Consider the following 17,769-nt stretch of genomic DNA (forward strand, 5'->3'; position numbering starts at 1 on the left):
TACGATCACAATCAAACAAAGAACACCATCAGAAGTGTTCAATTGCTGAACACAGAGGCGTAGGTTCCGCTCTGGATCAGTTCGCGCGACGAAGCGAGTTCTCATGCAAACCCCCACATACGCCCCCACCTATCTGGCGGCGGAGCTACGGCTCCCCACCAACTGGCTGGACTACACGATCCTGGCGATCTACTTCATCGTCGTTCTCGGCATCGGCTTCGCGGCCCGCCGGTCCGTCAAGACCAGCCTCGACTTCTTCCTCTCCGGACGCTCGCTGCCCGCCTGGATCACCGGCCTCGCCTTCATCTCGGCGAACCTGGCGGCCACCGAGATCCTGGGCATGGCCGCCAACAGCGCCCAGTACGGCGCGTACACCGTGCACTGGTACTGGATCGGCGCCATCCCCGCCATGGTCTTCCTGGGCCTGGTGATGATGCCCTTCTACTACGGCAGCAAGGTCCGCTCGGTCCCCGAGTTCCTGCTGCTGCGCTTCGACCGGGCCGCGCACCTGCTCAGCTCGATCCTGTTCGCCTTCGCCGCCATCCTGATCGCGGGCGTCAACCTCTACGCCCTCGCGATCGTGGTGGAGGCCCTGCTGGGCTGGCCGCAGTGGGTCGCCATCGTGGTCGCCGGCGCCTTCGTGCTCGCGTACATCACGCTCGGCGGTCTGTCCTCGGCGATCTACAACGAGGTGCTCCAGTTCTTCGTGATCCTGGCCGCCCTCATCCCGATCACGGTCCTCGGCCTGAAGAAGGTCGGCGGCTGGGGCGGCCTGACCGACAAGCTCACCGCCACGCACGGGCAGAACTTCACCACCGCCTGGGGCGGCACCGGCATCGGCAGCGCCAACCCGCTGGGCGCCAACTGGCTGACCATCGTGCTCGGCCTCGGCTTCGTGCTCTCCTTCGGCTACTGGACCACCAACTTCGCCGAGGTGCAGCGCGCCCTGTCCGCCAAGAACCTCTCCGCGGGCCAGCGGACGCCGCTGATCGCCGCCTACCCGAAGATCTTCATCGTCTTCCTGGTGATGATCCCCGGCCTCGTCGCCGCCGCGATCGTGCCGAACTTCGGCACCTCGGGCTCCGGCTACCAGTACAACGACGCCATCCCGTACCTGATGCAGGAGCTGCTGCCCAACGGCGTGCTCGGCATCGCGGTCACCGGTCTGCTGGCCGCCTTCATGGCGGGCATGGCGGCCAACGTGTCGTCGTTCAACACGGTGTTCACCACCGACATCTGGGAGAAGTACGTGGTGCCGGGCCGGGAGGACGAGTACTACGTCCGCTTCGGCCGCTGGATCACCGTCATCGGCGTGTGCGCCTCCATCGGCACGGCGTTCCTGGCGTCCTCGTTCTCGAACATCATGTCCTACCTGCAGACGCTGTTCTCGTTCTTCAACGTGCCGATGTTCGTCGTCTTCATCGTCGGCATGTTCTGGAAGCGCGCGTCCGCCAAGTCCGGCTTCTGGGGGCTGCTCGCCGGCACCGTGACCGCGATGGTCAACTACTTCGTCTTCTACAAGAAGGGCATCATCTCCCTTCCCTCCGACCAGGGCGCGAACTTCGTCTCCGCGATCGCCGGCTTCGTCGCGGGTGCGATCGTCATGTTCGCCGTGTCCCTGTTCACCAGGCCCAAGCCGGCGCAGGAGCTGCAGGGCCTGGTCTACGGCACCCGCTCCCCCGGCATGGCCGAGCCGCCCGCCCCGGGCGACGACGCCTGGTACCGCAAGCCGGCCCTGCTGGGCTGGGGCGCGGTCGTGCTCGCCGCCGCCTGCTACATCCCGTTCTCGTTCTGACGCGGGAGGACCGAGGAAATCATGACCGAACAGCCTGGACACCCCGACCACCCCGGCCGGCACCACCACTACACCGAGGACGACCTCTCGCGTGACGTCGCCGACCTCGAGACCAAGTCGGCGACCGCCGCCCGCATCTTCGACCTGCGCCGCATCATCGGCGGCCTGTTCGTCGTCTACGGCGTCATCGTGACGATCGTCGGCATCACCGACTCGCAGTCCGCCATCGACAAGGCCCAGGGCGTCAACATCAACCTGTGGACCGGGATCGGCATGCTGCTGCTGGGCATCTTCTTCCTGGCCTGGCTGAAGCTGCGGCCCACTCCGCCGCCGATCCCGCCGGAGGGGCTGCCGGAGGAGAAGGAGTCGGCCTAGCGGCCGTACTCGTCCGCGGCCGCGTGGGGGCCGGCCGGGCCGCACCGGCCCGGCCCCGCACCCTAGGCCGGGCCGGCGTCCAGGTACGGGGCCGCCCGGTCCAGCAGGCCGGTGCGGGCGGCCAGGGCCGCCGCCTCCAGGCGGGAGCCCACGCCCAGCTTCATCAGCACCCGCTGGACGTGCGTGCGCGCGGTGCTCGGCGCGATGCCCATGCCGGCCGCGATGACCCGGGTGTCCTCCCCGTCGGCGACCCGGACCAGCACCTCCACCTCGCGGGGCGTCAGCATCTCCAGCAGCCGCTGCCCCTCGTCGTCCGGCTGGGCCGCCGGGTTCAGCAGCTCGGCGAAGGCCCCCTGCAGGAGCTGCGGCGCCACCGCCGCCTCACCGGCCCGCGCCTTCATGATCGCCCGCTCGACGCCCTCGATGCGCTCGTCGTGCCGTACGTAGCCGGAGGCCCCCGCCGCGAACGCGGCCGCGATGCCCCGCGGCGACGGGACCGGGCCCAGCACCAGGAGCGCCACCTGCGGCCGCTCCCGCTTGATCTTCGCCACCGGGTCGAAGGCCCCCGGCTCGGCCGGCGCCGCCGTGCCCAGCAGGCACACCTCGGGCGCCCGCGAGATCACCAGGTCCGCCGCGCCCGCGGCCGGCGCCGCCGCCGCGAGCACCCGGTGCCCGCGCAGCTTCAGTGCCGACGCCAGCGCCTCCGCGAGCAGGCGATGGTCGTCGACGACCATGAGCCGCACTCCCATAGAGCAACCCCCCAGCCCTCCCCCATGGATGCCCCACTACGGACGCCCACCGGTCCACCGTGACAGAGGGCCCCCCGGCACCCCGCCCTTCATGCCCCCGGAAGCTACACGCTTGTTCGACGTCGCGCTCCCCCTACGCAGCAGAAGTGCCCCGGATAGTGAAATCCGGGGCACTCCCTGGTAATCCCTCGCATTCGCCCCGGCGCCCGCGGGCGCGCCGGGGCGGACGGTCAGCCGCCCGCGCCGAACGCGATCAGCAGGTACTCCTTGCCGTACGTGGTCTTGTGCGCGTAGACGGCCGACATGTAGAGCCGGCCCTTCCCGTACAGGATCTCCGCGTACTCGGGCAGCATCGTGGTCTCGGCCCGCCGCACGCTCTCGGTGGCCGGGTTCTCCAGCAGCGTGGTCGCCTTGAAGGACGGGCCGCCGAGGGTGACGACCTGGCCGCCCTTGTTGTACGGCGGGTGCTTGTAGGCGATCAGGTTGCCGCCGTCCGTGCGCAGCGGGGAGAGCGTGTAGCCGTCGCCGGCCTCGGCGCGCTGGCCGGTCTCCTTGCCGGTGGCCAGGTCGAAGCCGATGATCTCGTTGGTCTTGCTGTAGTCGCCGTCGCCGTCGTGCTCCTCGGTCGGCACGTACAGCCTGCCGTTGCCGGCGACGACCTCCCGGCAGTCCTCGACGCGGGTGATGCTGTCGCAGCGTCCGGCGTAGGTGTCGGAGGGCGCGGAGATCCGGGTGAGCAGCTTGCCGGTCTTGTTGTCGATGGAGAAGTAGTCCGAGATGCCGCTGCCGTCGTCGGCGCTGTCACCGACGTCGGCGGCCACCACCAGCGGGTCGGTGGAGACGATGCCGGCGTACTCGATGCCCTCGGTCATCTTGTAGTCGGAGATGACCTTCCCGGACGTCGGGTCGATGGTCTGGATGTGGAGCTGGCGCTCGCCGTAGCTGCCGCACTTGCGCACCGCGACCAGCTTGGGGCCCCCGCCGTAGCCGGCGTCCTCGCAGGTGTCCTCCGGCTTGGGCTGCCAGAGCACCTTGCCGGTGCCGATGTCGAACGCGGCGCCGCCGTTGCTGCTGCCGACCGCGACGGTGTGCTGGGAGACCGTGACGTTCTGCAGGTTGGCCGCGTAGTCGCCGTTCTTGACCGTCTTGGTCCAGAGCCTGGTGCCCTTGTCGAGGTCGATGGCGGCGACCTGGCTGCAGCCCTCGCTCGAGCCCTTCTTGGGCATCTTCGGCTGGAAGACGACCGCGGTCTTGTTGTCCTCGGTGACGTGCTTGCTGGCCGTGCACACCGGGCCGGGCAGCTTGACGGTCCACATCTTGGTGCCCGCGGCGGGGTTGTAGCCGACGATCTCCGCGACGCCGCTCTTGGCGTACACCGAGTCGGTCAGCCAGGAGCCCGAGGTGACGACGGTGTCCTTCGTCTGGGGCATGCCGACCTGGAAGAGCATCTTGGACGCGGGGTCCGACGGCACCTTCTCCTCGCTGCCGGTGGTCGTGCCGCCGGTGGTGTCGTCCTTGCCCTCCGTGCCGCCCTTGCCGCCGCTGGAGCTGGCCGTCTCGTCCTTCTTGCCGTCGCCGCCGGAGGACTTGGCGTACCAGAAGCCGCCGCCGACGATCAGCGCGATGGCGACGACGGCCGCGACGATGATGACGAGGCCGGTGTTGTTCCGGCCGCCGCCGGGCTGCGCCGGCATCGGCACGGTGGGTCCGCCCGGGTAGCCGTACCCGGGCTGCTGGGCGTACGGGCCCATGGGCTGGGTCGGCTGCGCGTACGGGTTCGGCTGCGCGCCGGGGTAGCCGTAGCCGGGCTGCGGCTGGGGCGGCTGCGGGGCCTGGGGCGGGGGCGTCTGGGGGAAGCCGTAACCCGGCTGCGGGGGCTGCGGGTAGCCGTAGCCCGGCTGGGGCTGGGGCGGCTGCGGGGCCTGGGGCGCCGGGGGCTGCTGCGGGTAGCCGTAACCGGGCTGCGGGCCCTTCTGCAGGCTGGGCGGCGTCGCGGGCGCCGGCGGGGCGGCGGGGCTCTGCGGGGCGGCCGGGGACTGCGGGGGCGCCGGGGTCTGCGGGTCGGCGGGCGGCTGGTCCTGGGGCGGACCGAAACCACCCTGCTGCGGGGGCTGGTTGGGCGGCGGAGGAGGCGGCTGGGTCATGGCGGGGATACCTCGGTGAAGCTGTCTGGGCCTGGCGGCGAGGGGACGGTGGGAGAGAGGCCGGGACTCACTTGCCGAAGGCCATCATCAGCTTCTCCTTCGCGTCGTCGTTGCCGGACAGCCGGGTGGTGGAGATGTAGAAGCGCCCGTCGGTCCAGCTCACGGCGCCGCTGTAGAAGCCGTTCTCGATCTGGGCCGTGCCCGCCGGGTTCTGCAGCAGCTTCGTCGTCGTGTGCGACCCGCCGGCGGTGGGGATCGACACGATCTGGCCGCCCGTGTCGTACGACGGGTCCACGTAGGCGATGAGCTTGCCGTTCTCCACCGTCAGCGGGGACATCGACTCGTCCGCCGGCGACTTCACGCGCCACTTCTCCTTGCCGTCGGACAGGCCGATGGCGACGATCTCGTTGGCGCCGCTGGTGGCGCTGGTGGGCAGGTAGAGCGTGTCGGAGTCGACGGCCACGCCCTGGCAGCCCTGCAGGTCGCGTTCGAGGCTGGCCCAGCCGCACTGCGGGGCGAACTTCTCGTTCACCTTGACCTCGGAGCGGAACTTGCCGTCCTTGGTGAAGGTGGAGATGTTCCAGGCCTTCTTGCTCTCGTTGGTCAGGTAGACCACGAGCGGGTTCAGCGAGTAGGTCCGGGCGACCCGCCAGCCCTTCTTGACCGGCTGCGTCCACCGGACCTTGCCGGTGGCCGGGTCGAGTTCCTGGATCTCCTCGTGCGCGTTGCTTCCGCCGGCGTTGCAGGAGGCCACCTGGACCAGGCGGTCCGTGCCGCCCGCGAACGCGGTCGGGAAGCAGGCGTCGCCGTACTTCTTCTTGTCGTACAGCTTCTTGCCGCTGTCGAGGTCGTACGCCGTGCCCGACTGCGAGCGGCCCACCATCAGCGTCCTGCCGCTGACGCTCAGCTCGACGCTGAGCGCGCTGTCGAACAGCGCGCCGTCGGCGACCTCGGTGCTCCAGCCCTTCTTGCCGGTGGCCAGGTCGACCTGCTGGAGCTGGTTGCACTTGGCGCGGTCGCTGACGCCGCTCATGTAGGCGACGACGATCTTGTCGTCGGCCGACTTCTGCGAGGTGACCGAGCAGATCTTCTGCGGGAAGGTGATCGGGTCCCAGGTGGGCCTGCCGTCACCGACGTCGTAGGCGAAGAGCTGCTTGTACGCCGCCTTCACCGCGGTCTTGTCGGTGATCCACATGCCGGGGGCGTCGGCGCCGGAACCGGGGGCGTCGGGCGCCGACTTGTACCAGAGCACCTTGGCCTCGCCGGGCTTGCGGCCCTCGTTGAGGTTGTCCGGGTCCGCGCCGCCGTCGCCGCTGCCGTCGCCGGGGTCGACCGGCGCGTCGGAGGCGGACTTCTTGCCGTCGTCGCTCTGCTGGGCGACCGGCTTCTTCTCGCCGTCGTCACCGCCGCTGGTGACGGCGTAGACGGTGCCGCCGACGACCAGCAGCGCGGCCGCGGCGGCGCCGATGATCAGGGCGGTCTTCTTCTTGTTCGCGGGCGGCTGCGGCCCGCCGCCGGGGGCGCCGGGGTACTGGGGCGGCTGCTGCGGGTAGCCGTAGCCGGGCTGCGGGGCGTACGGGCCGGGCTGCTGGGGCTGCCCGTAGGGGCCGGGGGCGCCGGGCGCGGGCGCGCCGTAGGGACCCGGCTGCGCGTAGGGGCCGGGCTGGGCGTACGGGCCGGGCTGCTGCGGGTAGCCGTAGCCGGGCTGCGGCTGAGGAGGCTGGGCCGGTGCCTGCGGCGGCTGGGCCGGCGGCGGGGGCGGCGACTGCGGGGCGCCGAATCCTCCGCCCTGCGGCGGCTGCTCCTGCGGTGCTCCGAATCCGCCCTGCGGCGGCTGGTCGGGCGGCTGGGTCATCAGCGCTCTTCCCCCTCGTTCACTGATTTTTAGCCACGCCCCGAGGTTCGCTCACGGACCCAGGTCGTACTCATACGGTTCTCAGACGGCTCTTTCTATCACCCGGCACCGACAGCGCAGGGGCCCGGATCCAGGCCTGTTCCCAAGGGAGAACCGGGCCGTGATGCCGCCGTTACGCGCCTTCACGCCCTCTTCACGCGGCGCACGCAACAGCGGCGCGCGCGGCGGTTTCACGCCGCGCGCGCCGAAGAGGTGCGCCCTGACTACGGGTTACGCGTCCTCCGCCAGTTCCAGCCAGCGCAGCTCCAGCTCCTCGCGTTCGCCCGCCAGGTCGCGCAACTGGGCGTCCAGTTCGGCGACCTTGGCGAAGTCGGTGGCGTGCTCGGCGATCCGCGCGTGCAGCTTGGACTCCTTCTCGGAGACCTTGTCCAACTGGCGCTCGATCTTCTGGAGTTCCTTCTTGGCGGCACGCTGGTCGGCGGCGCTCTTCTCCTGCGCGGCCGGCTTGGGGGCCGCGGCGGAGGCCTGGGCGGCGACCGCCTCCTCCATGCGCAGGCGCCGCTCCAGGTACTCGTCGATGCCGCGCGGCAGCATCCGCAGGGCGCCGTCGCCGAGCAGCGCGAACACCCGGTCCGTGGTGCGCTCGACGAAGAACCGGTCGTGGGAGATGACGATCATCGAGCCGGGCCAGCCGTCGAGGACGTCCTCGAGCTGGGTCAGGGTCTCGATGTCGAGGTCGTTGGTGGGCTCGTCGAGGAAAAGGACGTTGGGCTCGTCCATGAGCAGGCGCAGGAGCTGCAGGCGCCGCCGCTCACCGCCCGACAGGTCCCCGACCGGCGTCCACTGCTTCTCCTTGCCGAAGCCGAAGGTCTCGCAGAGCTGACCCGCGGTCATCTCGCGCCCCTTGCCCAGGTCGACGCGCTCGCGCACCCGCTGCACGGCCTCCAGGACCCGCCAGGTGGGGTCGAGTTCGTCGACCTCCTGGGAGAGGTAGGCGAGCTTGACGGTCCGGCCGACGGCGATGTGCCCGCCGGCCGGCTGGGTCTCGCCCTCGGTGCGCGCGGCCTCGGTCATGGCCCGCAGCAGCGAGGTCTTCCCCGCGCCGTTGACGCCGACCAGGCCGATGCGGTCGCCGGGGCCGAGCTGCCAGGTGACGTGCTTGAGCAGCACCTTGGGACCGGCCTGCACGGTGACGTCCTCGAGGTCGAAGACGGTCTTGCCCAGCCGCGAGGAGGCGAACTTCATCAGCTCGCTGCTGTCCCGGGGCGGCGGCACGTCCGCGATCAGCTCGTTGGCGGCCTCCACCCGGAACCGGGGCTTGGAGGTGCGGGCGGGCGCCCCGCGCCGCAGCCAGGCCAGCTCCTTGCGGACCAGGTTCTGCCGCTTGACCTCCTCGGTGGCGGCGATCCGCTCGCGCTCCGCCCGCGCGAACACGTAGTCGGAGTAGCCGCCCTCGTACTCGTACACGTCGCCGCGCTGCACGTCCCACATGCGGGTGCAGACCTGGTCGAGGAACCACCGGTCGTGGGTGACGCAGACCAGCGCCGAGCGCCGCTCGCGCAGGTGCCCGGCGAGCCAGGCGATGCCCTCGACGTCGAGGTGGTTGGTGGGCTCGTCGAGGACGATGAGGTCCTGTTCCTCGATGAGCAGCTTGGCCAGCGCGATACGGCGCCGCTCACCGCCGGAGAGGGGTCCGATGACGGTGTCCAGGCCCTTGGGGAAGCCCGGCAGGTCGAGCCCGCCGAACAGCCCGGTCAGCACGTCCCGCACCTTGGCGTTGCCGGCCCACTCGTGGTCGGCCATGTCGCCGATGACCTCGTGGCGGACGGTGGCGTCCGGGTCGAGGGAGTCGTGCTGGGTGAGCACCCCGAGCCGCAGCCCGCCGGAGTGGGTCACCCGTCCGGAGTCGGCCTCCTCCACCTTGGCCAGCATCCGGATGAGGGTGGTCTTGCCGTCGCCGTTGCGCCCGACGACCCCGATCCGGTCCCCTTCGGACACACCGAGCGAGACGCCGTCCAGCAGGGCACGGGTGCCGTACACCTTGCTGACGTTCTCGACATTGACCAGGTTGACGGCCATTTCACTCCTGTGCGCGGGACTGTGTCGACACGCGGCCGCGCCGCCTGTCAGCCTTCTAGCCTACGGGGCGCCGGTTTGCTCAGAGCACCGTCGCTCCGGGTACCGGCCCCGCCGCCGTCCGCACCGTCCGGCACGTTCCCGACGCCCGCAGCGCCCCGGCGACCTTCTGGGCCGCCTCGGCGTCACGGGTGAGGAACGCCGTCGTCGGGCCCGAGCCGGAGACCAGCGCGGCGAGCGCGCCGGCGCCGCGTCCCGCCGCCAGGGTGTCGGCCAGCTCGGGGAAGAGGGACAGGGCGGCCGGCTGGAGGTCGTTGGTGAGGGCGGCGGCCAGCGCCTCGGCGTCGCCCTTGGCCAGCGCCTCCAGCAGCTCGGGCCTGGCCACCGGCTCCGGGATCTCCCGCCCCTCGGCGAGCCGGTCGAACTCGCGGAACACCGCCGGCGTGGACAGGCCCCGCCCGGCCATCGCGAACACCCAGTGGAAGGCGCCGCCGGTCTCCAGGGCCGTCAGCAGCTCACCGCGCCCGATGCCGAGTGCGGCGCCGCCGACCAGGCTGAACGGCACGTCGCTGCCCAGCTCGGCGCAGATGGCGAGCAGCTCGGCGCGTGAGGCGCCCGTGCCCCACAGCGTGTCGCAGGCGAGCAGCGCGCCCGCGCCGTCCGCGCTGCCGCCCGCCATGCCGCCGGCGACCGGGATGTCCTTGGCGATGTGGATGTGCACGGCCGGCTCGATGCCCCGGCGTGCGGCGAGCGCGATCGCCGCGCGCGCGGCGAGGTTGGTGCGGTCCAGCGGGACCTGGTCCGCGTCCGGGCCCTCGCAGGTGACGCGCAGCTCGTCGGCCGGGGTGACGGTGACCTCGTCGTACAGGCCGACCGCGAGGAAGACGTTGGCGAGGTCGTGGAATCCGTCGGGGCGGGCGGCGCCGACCCCGAGCTGGACGTTGACCTTCGCGGGGACGCGGACGGTGACGCTCACTTCCCGGCCTCCTCGTTCGGGGCCGCGGGGGCCGTTCCCCGCGCCGGCGCCGACTCGGCGATCCGCGCGAACTCCTCCACCGTCAGCGACTCGCCCCGCGCCTGCGGCGACACCCCGGCCGCGACCAGGGCGGCCTCGGCGGCCGCCGCGGAGCCCGCCCAGCCGGCGAGCGCGGCCCGCAGGGTCTTGCGGCGCTGCGCGAACGCCGCGTCGACGACCGCGAAGACCTCCTTCTTCGACGCCGTCGTGGCCGGCGGCTCGGTCCGCCGGACCAGCGACACCAGTCCGCTGTCCACGTTCGGGGCGGGCCAGAAGACGTTGCGTCCGATGGCCCCGGCCCGCTTGACCTCGGCGTACCAGTTGGCCTTCACGGAGGGCACGCCGTACACCTTGGAGCCGGGCGCGGCGGCCAGCCGGTCGGCGACCTCGGCCTGCACCATCACCAGCGTCCGCTCGATGCCGGGGAAGGTGTCGAGCATGTGCAGCAGCACGGGGACGGCCACGTTGTACGGCAGGTTCGCCACCAGCGCCGTCGGGGCGGGGCCGGGCAGCTCGGTGACGTGCATGGCGTCGGAGTGGACGAGCGCGAACCGGTCGGCGCGCTCCGGCATCCGGGCGGCGATGGTCGCGGGGAGGGCCGCGGCGAGCACGTCGTCGATCTCGACGGCGGTGACCCGGTCGGCGACCTCCAGCAGCGCGAGGGTGAGGGAGCCGAGCCCCGGGCCGACCTCGACGACCACGTCGTCGGGGCGGACCCCGGCGGTGCGGACGATACGGCGGACCGTGTTGGCGTCGATCACGAAGTTCTGGCCGCGCTGCTTGGTGGGACGGACACCGAGCGCGGCCGCGAGCTCGCGGATGTCGGCGGGGCCGAGGAGGGAGTCGGAGGTGGGGCTGGTCACGGGACAAGGGTACGGGGCTGCCGGGACGCCCTCGCCCGGCTCCCCGTCCTCACCGGTGGTGCAGCCGTGGGCCGCAGTGCGGCCAGGGGCTGGCGCCGCGGCGCACGTACAGCTTCTTCGCGCGGTTCGTCTGCTCCCGCACGGACGCGTCCTGCGGGCGCCCGCTGCCGCCGAGGCTGCGCCAAGTGCTCGTGTCGAACTGGTAGAGCCCGCCGTACGTGCCCGAGGGGTCGACCGCGTTGGGCCGGCCGCCGGACTCGCAGGCGGCGAGGGCGCGCCAGTTCAGGCCGTCGGCGCCGCGGCCGGAGGCGGGGCGGGCCTTGGTGCCGACCTTCACCACCTGGGTGCGGGGCTTGCGCACCACCTCGGAGGACTCACGGCGCGGCTTCTCGCGGACGCCGTTGACGGTGCGCAGGTAGTAGGTGACCTGCCGCAGGCCCGGCCGCCCGGGCCGTTCGACGACCTCGGTGCCCCGGAAGAGGGAGTGGTCCTTCACCCGCTTCACGTGGAACGGGATCCGCTCCTCGCGCACCTCGCGGAAGCCGTGCACCCGCAGCACGGTCACCGTCTGCCCGTCGCGCGGGAAGCTCTCCAGCGGGACCGAGGTGGTGTCCTGGCCGCGCAGGGCGATGCCCGCCTCCTCGATGGCCTCGCGGACGGTGGCCGCGTTGGTGCGGATGGTGCGGGCGCGGCCGTCCGCCATGACGGTGACGGCGCGCTCGGTGCGCACGTCCAGCGAGAGTCCGGCGCGTCCGATGGTCCGTGAGCGCGAGGACGACAGATACGCGCCCTCGGCCCGCACGCCCAGCTCGCGCAGCGCCCCGTCCACGGTGGGGGACGTCGTCCACACCTGGCGCTCCTGGCCGTCCAGCTTGAGCCGTACCGGGCGGCCGTAGCGCACCGCGACCTCGTCACCGCCGGCGAGCGCCGTGCCGGGGGCGGGGGCGACCATGTCGTGGCCGCCGACCCGCAGCCCCTCCTCGGCGAGCAGCCCGGAGACGTCGTCGGCGAAGGTGTGCAGGGTGCGGTGCCGGCCGTCGACGCTCAGCTGGACCGCCTTGTCCTCGGCGACGAAGGCGGTGGTGCCGCCGGCGAGGAACGCGACGACCAGCGCCTGCGGCAGCAGCCGGCGCACGGCGGAGTCCGGGCGCTCGCCGAAGCGCCTGCGGCGCCGCCGGTCGGCCCGCCGGCCGCCCCGCGCGGGCGCCTCGGGTTCCCGGTACGCCGCCCCGGCCACGTCACTCACCGTGACGGGCAGGGTGGGCGTCGGGGACGGCGGCCGCTCGGCGGCGACGTACGCCTCGGCCTCGTGGGCGGGCCGGTAACCGTCCTTGTGGACGCCGGACGGAAGCGTCTCCGCCGTGTGGACGGAGGCGTCATGGCCGGTAGGGCCGTACGTCTCGTGCTGGGGGTTGCTCACGCCGACACGCTCCAGAGGCCAGAGGGGTCCGGTTTCGGGCCCCCAGAACCTAGCTGAGCGTTCGTCACTCTCCAAAGCGACGCGACTACGTACTGTTGCGCTTCCGAACGCACACGCGGTTGTCCGGGTGATCAGTAACCGAACGCGCGAGCGGTGTTCGCACCCAGGGCCGTGGCCAGCGCGTCCTCGTCGATGCCGCGCACGGCGGCCATCGCGCGCACCGTGACGGGGACGAGATACGGGGCGTTGGGCCGGCCCCGGTACGGCGCCGGGGTCAGGAAGGGGGCGTCGGTCTCCACGAGGACCAGTTCCAGCGGGGCGACGGCGAGGGCGTCGCGCAGGTTCTGGGCGTTCTTGAAGGTGACGTTGCCGGCGAAGGACATGAAGTAGCCCTCGCGGGCGCAGATCTCCGCCATCTCGGCGTCGCCGGAGTAGCAGTGGAAGACGGTGCGCTCGGGGGCGCCCTCCTCCCGCAGCACGCGCAGGACGTCGGCGTGGGCGTCGCGGTCGTGGATGACGAGGGCCTTGCCGTGCCGCTTGGCGATCTCGATGTGGGCGCGGAAGGACCGCTCCTGCGCCTCCTTGCCCTCCGGCCCGGTGCGGAAGTGGTCGAGCCCGGTCTCGCCGACGCCCTTGACCTGGGGCAGCGCGGCGAGCCGGTCGATCTCGGCGAGCGCCTCGTCCAGCGCGGCGTCGCCGCCGGGCTCGCGGGCGCCCTGCCGGGACCAGCCGTCGGGATCGCCGTGCACGATGCGCGGTGCCTCGTTGGGGTGCAGGGCGACGGTGGCGTGGACGCTCTCGTGGGCCGCGGCGGTCTCCGCGGCCCACTGGGAGCCCTTGATGTCGCAGCCGACCTGGACGACCGTCGTCACCCCCACCGACGCGGCCTTGGCGAGGCCCTCGTCGACCGTGCCCGACTGCATGTCGAGGTGGGTGTGGGAGTCGGCCACGGGGACCCGCAGCGGCGGCGGGAGCGGCGGTGCCGCGTTCTTGTCGGCGTTCGAAGGCATGCCCCCGATCCTACGAAAGGGGCAGGCCCGGGCGGTCGGCCCGTCGGCTCAGCTCGCCCTGCGCTGGAAGGGGTGGAGGAGGTCGGACAGGTGCCAGTGGTGCGGTTCGGCGGCGTCACCGGGGACCCGGGGCGCCTCGACGGGACCCGCCGGCGGCACCCGGTGGTGGCGCCCCTCGGCCACCCCGCGCACCGAGGAGACCTGTCCGGCGCGCATGATCCGCACGACACGGCCGTCGCAGTTGTGGCAGGCGGGGCGGCTCAGCGGGGACGGCACGACCCGGCCCTCGGCCACGTACATCACGTACTCCTGGCCGTCGCCGTCCAGGTGGTGCTCTATCTCGTACGACTGCTCCCAGCCGAACCCGCACCTCATACAGGCGAAGGCGTACGACTCGTAAACGACGGCGGTGGCGGTGCCGCGAAGGCCTGTCCGTCCTGCGATCTCACTCATGCCAGCTCCAGTTGTCCGCTGGACAGGCACCCCGGCGAGGGTTCCCTGCGGTCCCGGGGTGCGGGACGGGGTGCGTCCCTGCGACCAGTGGACGCCCTCACCGGCGCGAACGCATCAGGCCTGTCGAGTGTTGGAGGCGTTTTGGGCACTCCTTGCCGGAACGGGCCCGGACGGGCGCTTCGGGCTTTGCCTTGTGTGCCGCCCCTTTGCCCCGCGTTGGGGCGTGCGCTCAGCGGAGAAGAGCCCTGCTCAGAGCGCGAGTGCGCTCCGGTGCGGCCGTCGCCGCCCGCGGGCGTCCGCGTGACGCCGGGCCGCCCCGGTACACCTGCTCGGCGTTGGGGCGCGGTGCGGGCGCTGCCGTGAAGTACGCCGAGTCGCTGTAGCTGCACCTGGCACCGCCGGGCGCCAAGCCGTAACCGGGTCGGGCCGGCTAGACGGTCCCCTCCCTCTTGGCCTCGACCACCGCGTCGAAGACCACCCTCTTGGGCAGGCCGGCCTCCGTCGCCACCGCCGCGATCGCCTCCTTGCGCCGTTCCCCGGCCTCCTCGCGGATGCGCACCCGGCGGACCAGCTCGCCGGCGTCCAGCTCCTCGGGGCCGGTCTCTGCGGCGCCCTCCACCACGACGGTGATCTCCCCGCGGACGCCGTCGGCGGCCCACTGCGCCAGCTCGGCGAGCGGGCCGCGCCGCACCTCCTCGTACGTCTTGGTCAGCTCGCGGCAGACGGCGGCCCGCCGGTCCGCGCCGAACACCTCGGCCATCGCGGCGAGGGTGTCGTCGAGCCGGTGCGGGGCCTCGAAGTAGACGAGCGTGCGCCGCTCACCGGCGACCTCGCGCAGCCGGGACAGCCGCTCGCCCGCCTTGCGCGGCAGGAAGCCCTCGAAGCAGAACCGGTCGACGGGCAGCCCGGACAGGGCGAGGGCGGTGAGCACGGCGGACGGCCCCGGCACGGCGGTGACCTTGATGTCCTGCTCCACCGCGGCGGCGACCAGCCGGTAGCCGGGGTCGGAGACCGACGGCATGCCCGCGTCCGTCACCAGCAGCACGCGCGCGCCGCCGAGCAGCTCCTGGACCAGTTCGGGTGTGCGGGCGGACTCGTTGCCCTCGAAGTACGACACGACGCGGCCCTTGGGGGTGACGCCCAGCGCCTGGGTGAGCCGGCGCAGCCGCCGGGTGTCCTCGGCGGCGACGAGGTCGGCGCCGGCCAGCTCCTCGGCCAGCCGGGGCGGCGCGTCCGCGATGTCGCCGATGGGGGTACCTGCGAGGACAAGGGTTCCAGTCACTCCCCCATCCTCGCAGGGACCGCCGGGCGGACGGGAAGGCGACCGTGTCCCGACCGGTACCGGCATGCACGGGACTCACACAGAACGTTTCCCTACGATGGCGCGGTGACCAGTACCGCGTCCTCCATGGACCTCCGGCCGGGCCAGGCACCGCACGACCAGCGGCCGACGTGGCAGCAGCGGCTGCGCCGATTCGGGTACGCACCGGCGGGGGACGTGCCCGCGGGCGACGTGCGCGACCGGCTGGTTCCGCCGTACAACGAGCCGAGCCCGCGCCTGTGGCAGGTGCTGGGCGTGCCGCCGGTCCTGGCCGGGCGGCTCACCCGGTGGTCGGGCTGGGGCGGTCCGCTGCTGGTGACGCTGATGGCGGGCCTGATGCGGTTCTGGCACCTGGGCAGCCCGCGCGCGGTGATATTCGACGAGACGTACTACGCCAAGGACGCCTGGGCGCTCGTCCACCACGGCTTCGAGGTGAACTGGGACAAGAACGCCAACGACGCGGTGCTGCAGACGCACGGGCACCTCGCGATCCCCACGGACGCGGCGTACGTCGTGCACCCGCCGGTCGGCAAGTACGTCATCGGCCTGGGCGAGCTGGTGTTCGGGTTCGACCCGTTCGGCTGGCGGTTCATGACCGCCCTGCTGGGGACGCTCTCCGTGCTGCTGCTGTGCCGGATCGGGCGCCGGATGTTCCGTTCGACGTTCCTCGGCTGCCTGGCGGGCGCGCTGATGGCGGTGGACGGCCTGCACTTCGTGATGAGCCGTACGTCGCTGCTGGACGGCGTGCTGATGTTCTTCGTGGTGGCCGCTTTCGGCTGCCTGGTCGTCGACCGGGACAGGTCCCGGGCGAGGCTGGCCGCCGCGCTCCCGGTCGACGCGGACGGCCGCGCCCGCCCGGACGCGGACGTCGCCGACACCCTGCGCCTCGGCTGGCGGCCCTGGCGCTGGGGCGCGGGGCTGATGCTGGGCCTGGCGATCGGCACCAAGTGGAACGGCCTGTACATCCTGGCCGCGTTCTGCGTGCTGGCGGTGCTGTGGGACGTCGGCGCCCGCAAGGTGGCCGGCGCCCACCACCCGTACCTGGCGGCGCTGAAGCACGACACGGGCATCACGTTCCTCGCGACGGTCCCGGTCGCGATCGGCGTCTACCTGCTCTCGTGGCTCGGCTGGATCCTCTCCCCGGCCGACGGCACCGGCGGCTACTTCCGCAACTGGGCGGCGACCGACGGCAGGGGCGGCCACTTCACCTTCCTGCCGGACTGGCTGCGCAGCCTGTGGCATTACGAGCACGAGGTCTACAAGTTCCACGTGGGCCTGTCGACGCCGCACACCTACCAGTCCAACCCGTGGAGCTGGCTGGTCCTGGGCCGCCCGGTCTCGTACTTCTACGAGTCCCCGTCCCCCGGCGCCGACGGCTGCCCGGCCGACGCGGGCGAGAAGTGCGCCCGCGAGGTACTGGCCATCGGCACCCCCGTGCTGTGGTGGGCGGGCATCGCCGCCCTCCTGTACGTCCTCTGGCGCTGGGCGTTCCGCCGTGACTGGCGGGCGGGCGCGATCGCCTGCGGCATCGCGGCCGGCTACCTGCCCTGGTTCATGTACCAGGAGCGGACGATCTTCCTCTTCTACGCGGTCGTCTTCCTCCCCTTCCTCTGCCTGGCCCTCGCCATGCTCATCGGCGCGATCATCGGCCCCCCGGGCTCCACGGACACCCGCCGCCTGATCGGCGCCTCCACGGCGGGCGTACTGGTACTGCTGATCGCCTGGAACTTCATCTACTTCTGGCCGCTGTACACGGGCACGGCGATCCCGATCGACGACTGGAGATCGCGGATGTGGCTGGACACGTGGGTCTAGCCGGGAAGACACGCTACGAGGGCACGGCCGCCGGCCGTGCCCTCGTGGTCGTTGTTGGTCGTTGGCGTCAGCTGGCCGCCCTCGCACGGCCCAGGCACGGCCCAGGCACGGCCAAGAGGTGGCCAACGGCAGATTTGTCTGTCTCTGACCAGGGATTTGAGTGACCACACAGGTTGCCCCACCTTTGCCCCACCAAGTGAGGACCGTTGGGGCCGGCAGCTCTCATGTCGCGCATTTGGCCTGAGTGCTGAACACGGCAGGAACACAACTTGCATGCACACCGCAGAAAATAACCTTGATCTACCGTCGCCTTTTCCGACTAAAGCGGCCTTTGCCACTTTTCGACTTCTCGCCAGTCAGTTGCTGTGCCTCATACGTCCTTCCCATCGCAGTCAGCGCGGCGACGAGGTCCTGGATCACGCGTGCATTTTTTGGATGTTTCACGCCAAAGAGGCGCAGATAGCTGGCGCGTACTTCCTTCAAGAGGGCAACCGCCTCCGGATACCGACGGAGGGCGTACAGGGTGATGGCGAGATTGTGAGCGGCAGAGAGAGCGCGGGGATGCCCCTTGCCCAGAGCACGGCGGCGCCGCGCGAGCACGTCCTCCTTCATGCGGCAGGCCTCCGCGTACTCCCTCAAGTCGTGCAGGGTGGTGGCGAGGTTGTTCGCGGCTGTGAGGGTTTCGGGATGGTCCTCGCCCAGAACACGACGACGACGTGCGAGAAGATCCTCCTGTATCCGGCGAGCCTCCCCCAAGTCACGCAAGGTGCCAGCGAGGTTGCCAGCAGAAGTGAGGGTGTCCGGATGATCCTCGCCCAGAACACGACGACGACGCGTGAGAACGTCCTCCTGCATCCGGCGAGCCTCCGCATACTCCC

Annotated in this window: 14 protein-coding genes; 3 read left to right on the plus strand and 11 right to left on the minus strand. The window is 71.8% G+C overall.

Annotated features, from left to right (window positions below):
• Positions 1-103 precede the first annotated feature (103 nt).
• Together ACZ7JA_RS20970 and ACZ7JA_RS20975 are read left to right on the plus strand one after the other, a co-directional pair.
• Positions 104-1,795, plus strand: a complete 1,692-nt coding sequence (locus tag ACZ7JA_RS20970; protein WP_351664839.1) for a sodium:solute symporter family protein — start codon at positions 104-106, stop codon at positions 1,793-1,795.
• Positions 1,796-1,816: 21 nt separating this feature from the next.
• The gene (locus ACZ7JA_RS20975) at positions 1,817-2,170 is read left to right on the plus strand and encodes a hypothetical protein (RefSeq protein WP_351664840.1); all 354 of its coding nucleotides are present in this window, start codon (positions 1,817-1,819) and stop codon (positions 2,168-2,170) included.
• 62 nt (positions 2,171-2,232) lie between these two features.
• Here the strand turns inward: ACZ7JA_RS20975 and ACZ7JA_RS20980 are convergent, their stop codons facing one another.
• From ACZ7JA_RS20980 to rsmI, 10 genes are all read right to left on the minus strand, one after another.
• Positions 2,233-2,919, minus strand: a complete 687-nt coding sequence (locus ACZ7JA_RS20980) for a helix-turn-helix transcriptional regulator (protein WP_470809674.1) — start codon at positions 2,917-2,919, stop codon at positions 2,233-2,235.
• A gap of 230 nt (positions 2,920-3,149) precedes the next feature.
• A complete protein-coding gene (locus ACZ7JA_RS20985) occupies positions 3,150-5,063 on the minus strand; it encodes an outer membrane protein assembly factor BamB family protein (RefSeq protein WP_470809676.1) in 1,914 nt (637 codons plus the stop codon).
• Positions 5,064-5,130: 67 nt separating this feature from the next.
• The gene (locus ACZ7JA_RS20990; protein WP_470809680.1) at positions 5,131-6,918 is read right to left on the minus strand and encodes an outer membrane protein assembly factor BamB family protein; all 1,788 of its coding nucleotides are present in this window, start codon (positions 6,916-6,918) and stop codon (positions 5,131-5,133) included.
• Between the two features lie 270 nt (positions 6,919-7,188).
• Entirely contained in the window at positions 7,189-8,997 is a 1,809-nt protein-coding gene (locus tag ACZ7JA_RS20995; RefSeq protein ID WP_351664845.1) for an ABC-F family ATP-binding cassette domain-containing protein, read from the minus strand.
• Between the two features lie 79 nt (positions 8,998-9,076).
• A complete protein-coding gene (locus tag ACZ7JA_RS21000) occupies positions 9,077-9,970 on the minus strand; it encodes a 4-(cytidine 5'-diphospho)-2-C-methyl-D-erythritol kinase (RefSeq protein ID WP_351664847.1) in 894 nt (297 codons plus the stop codon).
• The gene (gene rsmA, locus ACZ7JA_RS21005) at positions 9,967-10,872 is read right to left on the minus strand and encodes a 16S rRNA (adenine(1518)-N(6)/adenine(1519)-N(6))-dimethyltransferase RsmA (RefSeq protein ID WP_351664849.1); all 906 of its coding nucleotides are present in this window, start codon (positions 10,870-10,872) and stop codon (positions 9,967-9,969) included. Before rsmA ends, ACZ7JA_RS21000 begins: the two co-directional genes overlap by 4 nt.
• A 49-nt stretch (positions 10,873-10,921) precedes the next feature.
• A complete protein-coding gene (locus ACZ7JA_RS21010) occupies positions 10,922-12,292 on the minus strand; it encodes a ubiquitin-like domain-containing protein (protein WP_470809683.1) in 1,371 nt (456 codons plus the stop codon).
• Between the two features lie 131 nt (positions 12,293-12,423).
• Entirely contained in the window at positions 12,424-13,302 is an 879-nt protein-coding gene (locus tag ACZ7JA_RS21015) for a TatD family hydrolase (protein ID WP_389303476.1), read from the minus strand.
• Between the two features lie 48 nt (positions 13,303-13,350).
• Complete coding sequence (locus tag ACZ7JA_RS21020) at positions 13,351-13,755, minus strand: hypothetical protein (protein ID WP_470809685.1); 405 nt, start codon at positions 13,753-13,755, stop codon at positions 13,351-13,353.
• A 430-nt stretch (positions 13,756-14,185) separates the two neighbouring features.
• A complete protein-coding gene (gene rsmI, locus ACZ7JA_RS21025) occupies positions 14,186-15,037 on the minus strand; it encodes a 16S rRNA (cytidine(1402)-2'-O)-methyltransferase (protein WP_351664857.1) in 852 nt (283 codons plus the stop codon).
• A 105-nt stretch (positions 15,038-15,142) separates the two neighbouring features.
• On the opposite strand from rsmI, the gene ACZ7JA_RS21030 reads away from it, so the two are divergent.
• The gene (locus tag ACZ7JA_RS21030; protein WP_470809687.1) at positions 15,143-16,891 is read left to right on the plus strand and encodes a dolichyl-phosphate-mannose--protein mannosyltransferase; all 1,749 of its coding nucleotides are present in this window, start codon (positions 15,143-15,145) and stop codon (positions 16,889-16,891) included.
• A gap of 300 nt (positions 16,892-17,191) precedes the next feature.
• On the opposite strand, the gene ACZ7JA_RS21035 is transcribed toward ACZ7JA_RS21030, so the two are convergent.
• Positions 17,192-17,769, minus strand: a 578-nt coding sequence (locus tag ACZ7JA_RS21035) for a tetratricopeptide repeat protein (protein WP_470809689.1), incomplete at its 5' end; no start/stop codon positions are given.

It is taken from the genome of Streptomyces sp. NPDC038135, assembly GCF_055601245.1.

Bases quoted from the DNA above. Each gene is read 5' to 3' on its own strand.
- ACZ7JA_RS20970 (WP_351664839.1), top strand. From the start codon at position 104: ATGCAAACCCCCACATACGCCCCCACCTATCTGGCGGCGGAGCTACGG.
- ACZ7JA_RS20975 (WP_351664840.1), top strand. From the start codon at position 1,817: ATGACCGAACAGCCTGGACACCCCGACCACCCCGGCCGGCACCACCAC.
- ACZ7JA_RS20980 (WP_470809674.1), bottom strand. From the start codon at position 2,919: ATGGGAGTGCGGCTCATGGTCGTCGACGACCATCGCCTGCTCGCGGAG.
- ACZ7JA_RS20985 (WP_470809676.1), bottom strand. From the start codon at position 5,063: ATGACCCAGCCGCCTCCTCCGCCGCCCAACCAGCCCCCGCAGCAGGGT.
- ACZ7JA_RS20990 (WP_470809680.1), bottom strand. From the start codon at position 6,918: ATGACCCAGCCGCCCGACCAGCCGCCGCAGGGCGGATTCGGAGCACCG.
- ACZ7JA_RS20995 (WP_351664845.1), bottom strand. From the start codon at position 8,997: ATGGCCGTCAACCTGGTCAATGTCGAGAACGTCAGCAAGGTGTACGGC.
- ACZ7JA_RS21015 (WP_389303476.1), bottom strand. From the start codon at position 13,302: ATGCCTTCGAACGCCGACAAGAACGCGGCACCGCCGCTCCCGCCGCCG.
- ACZ7JA_RS21020 (WP_470809685.1), bottom strand. From the start codon at position 13,755: ATGAGTGAGATCGCAGGACGGACAGGCCTTCGCGGCACCGCCACCGCC.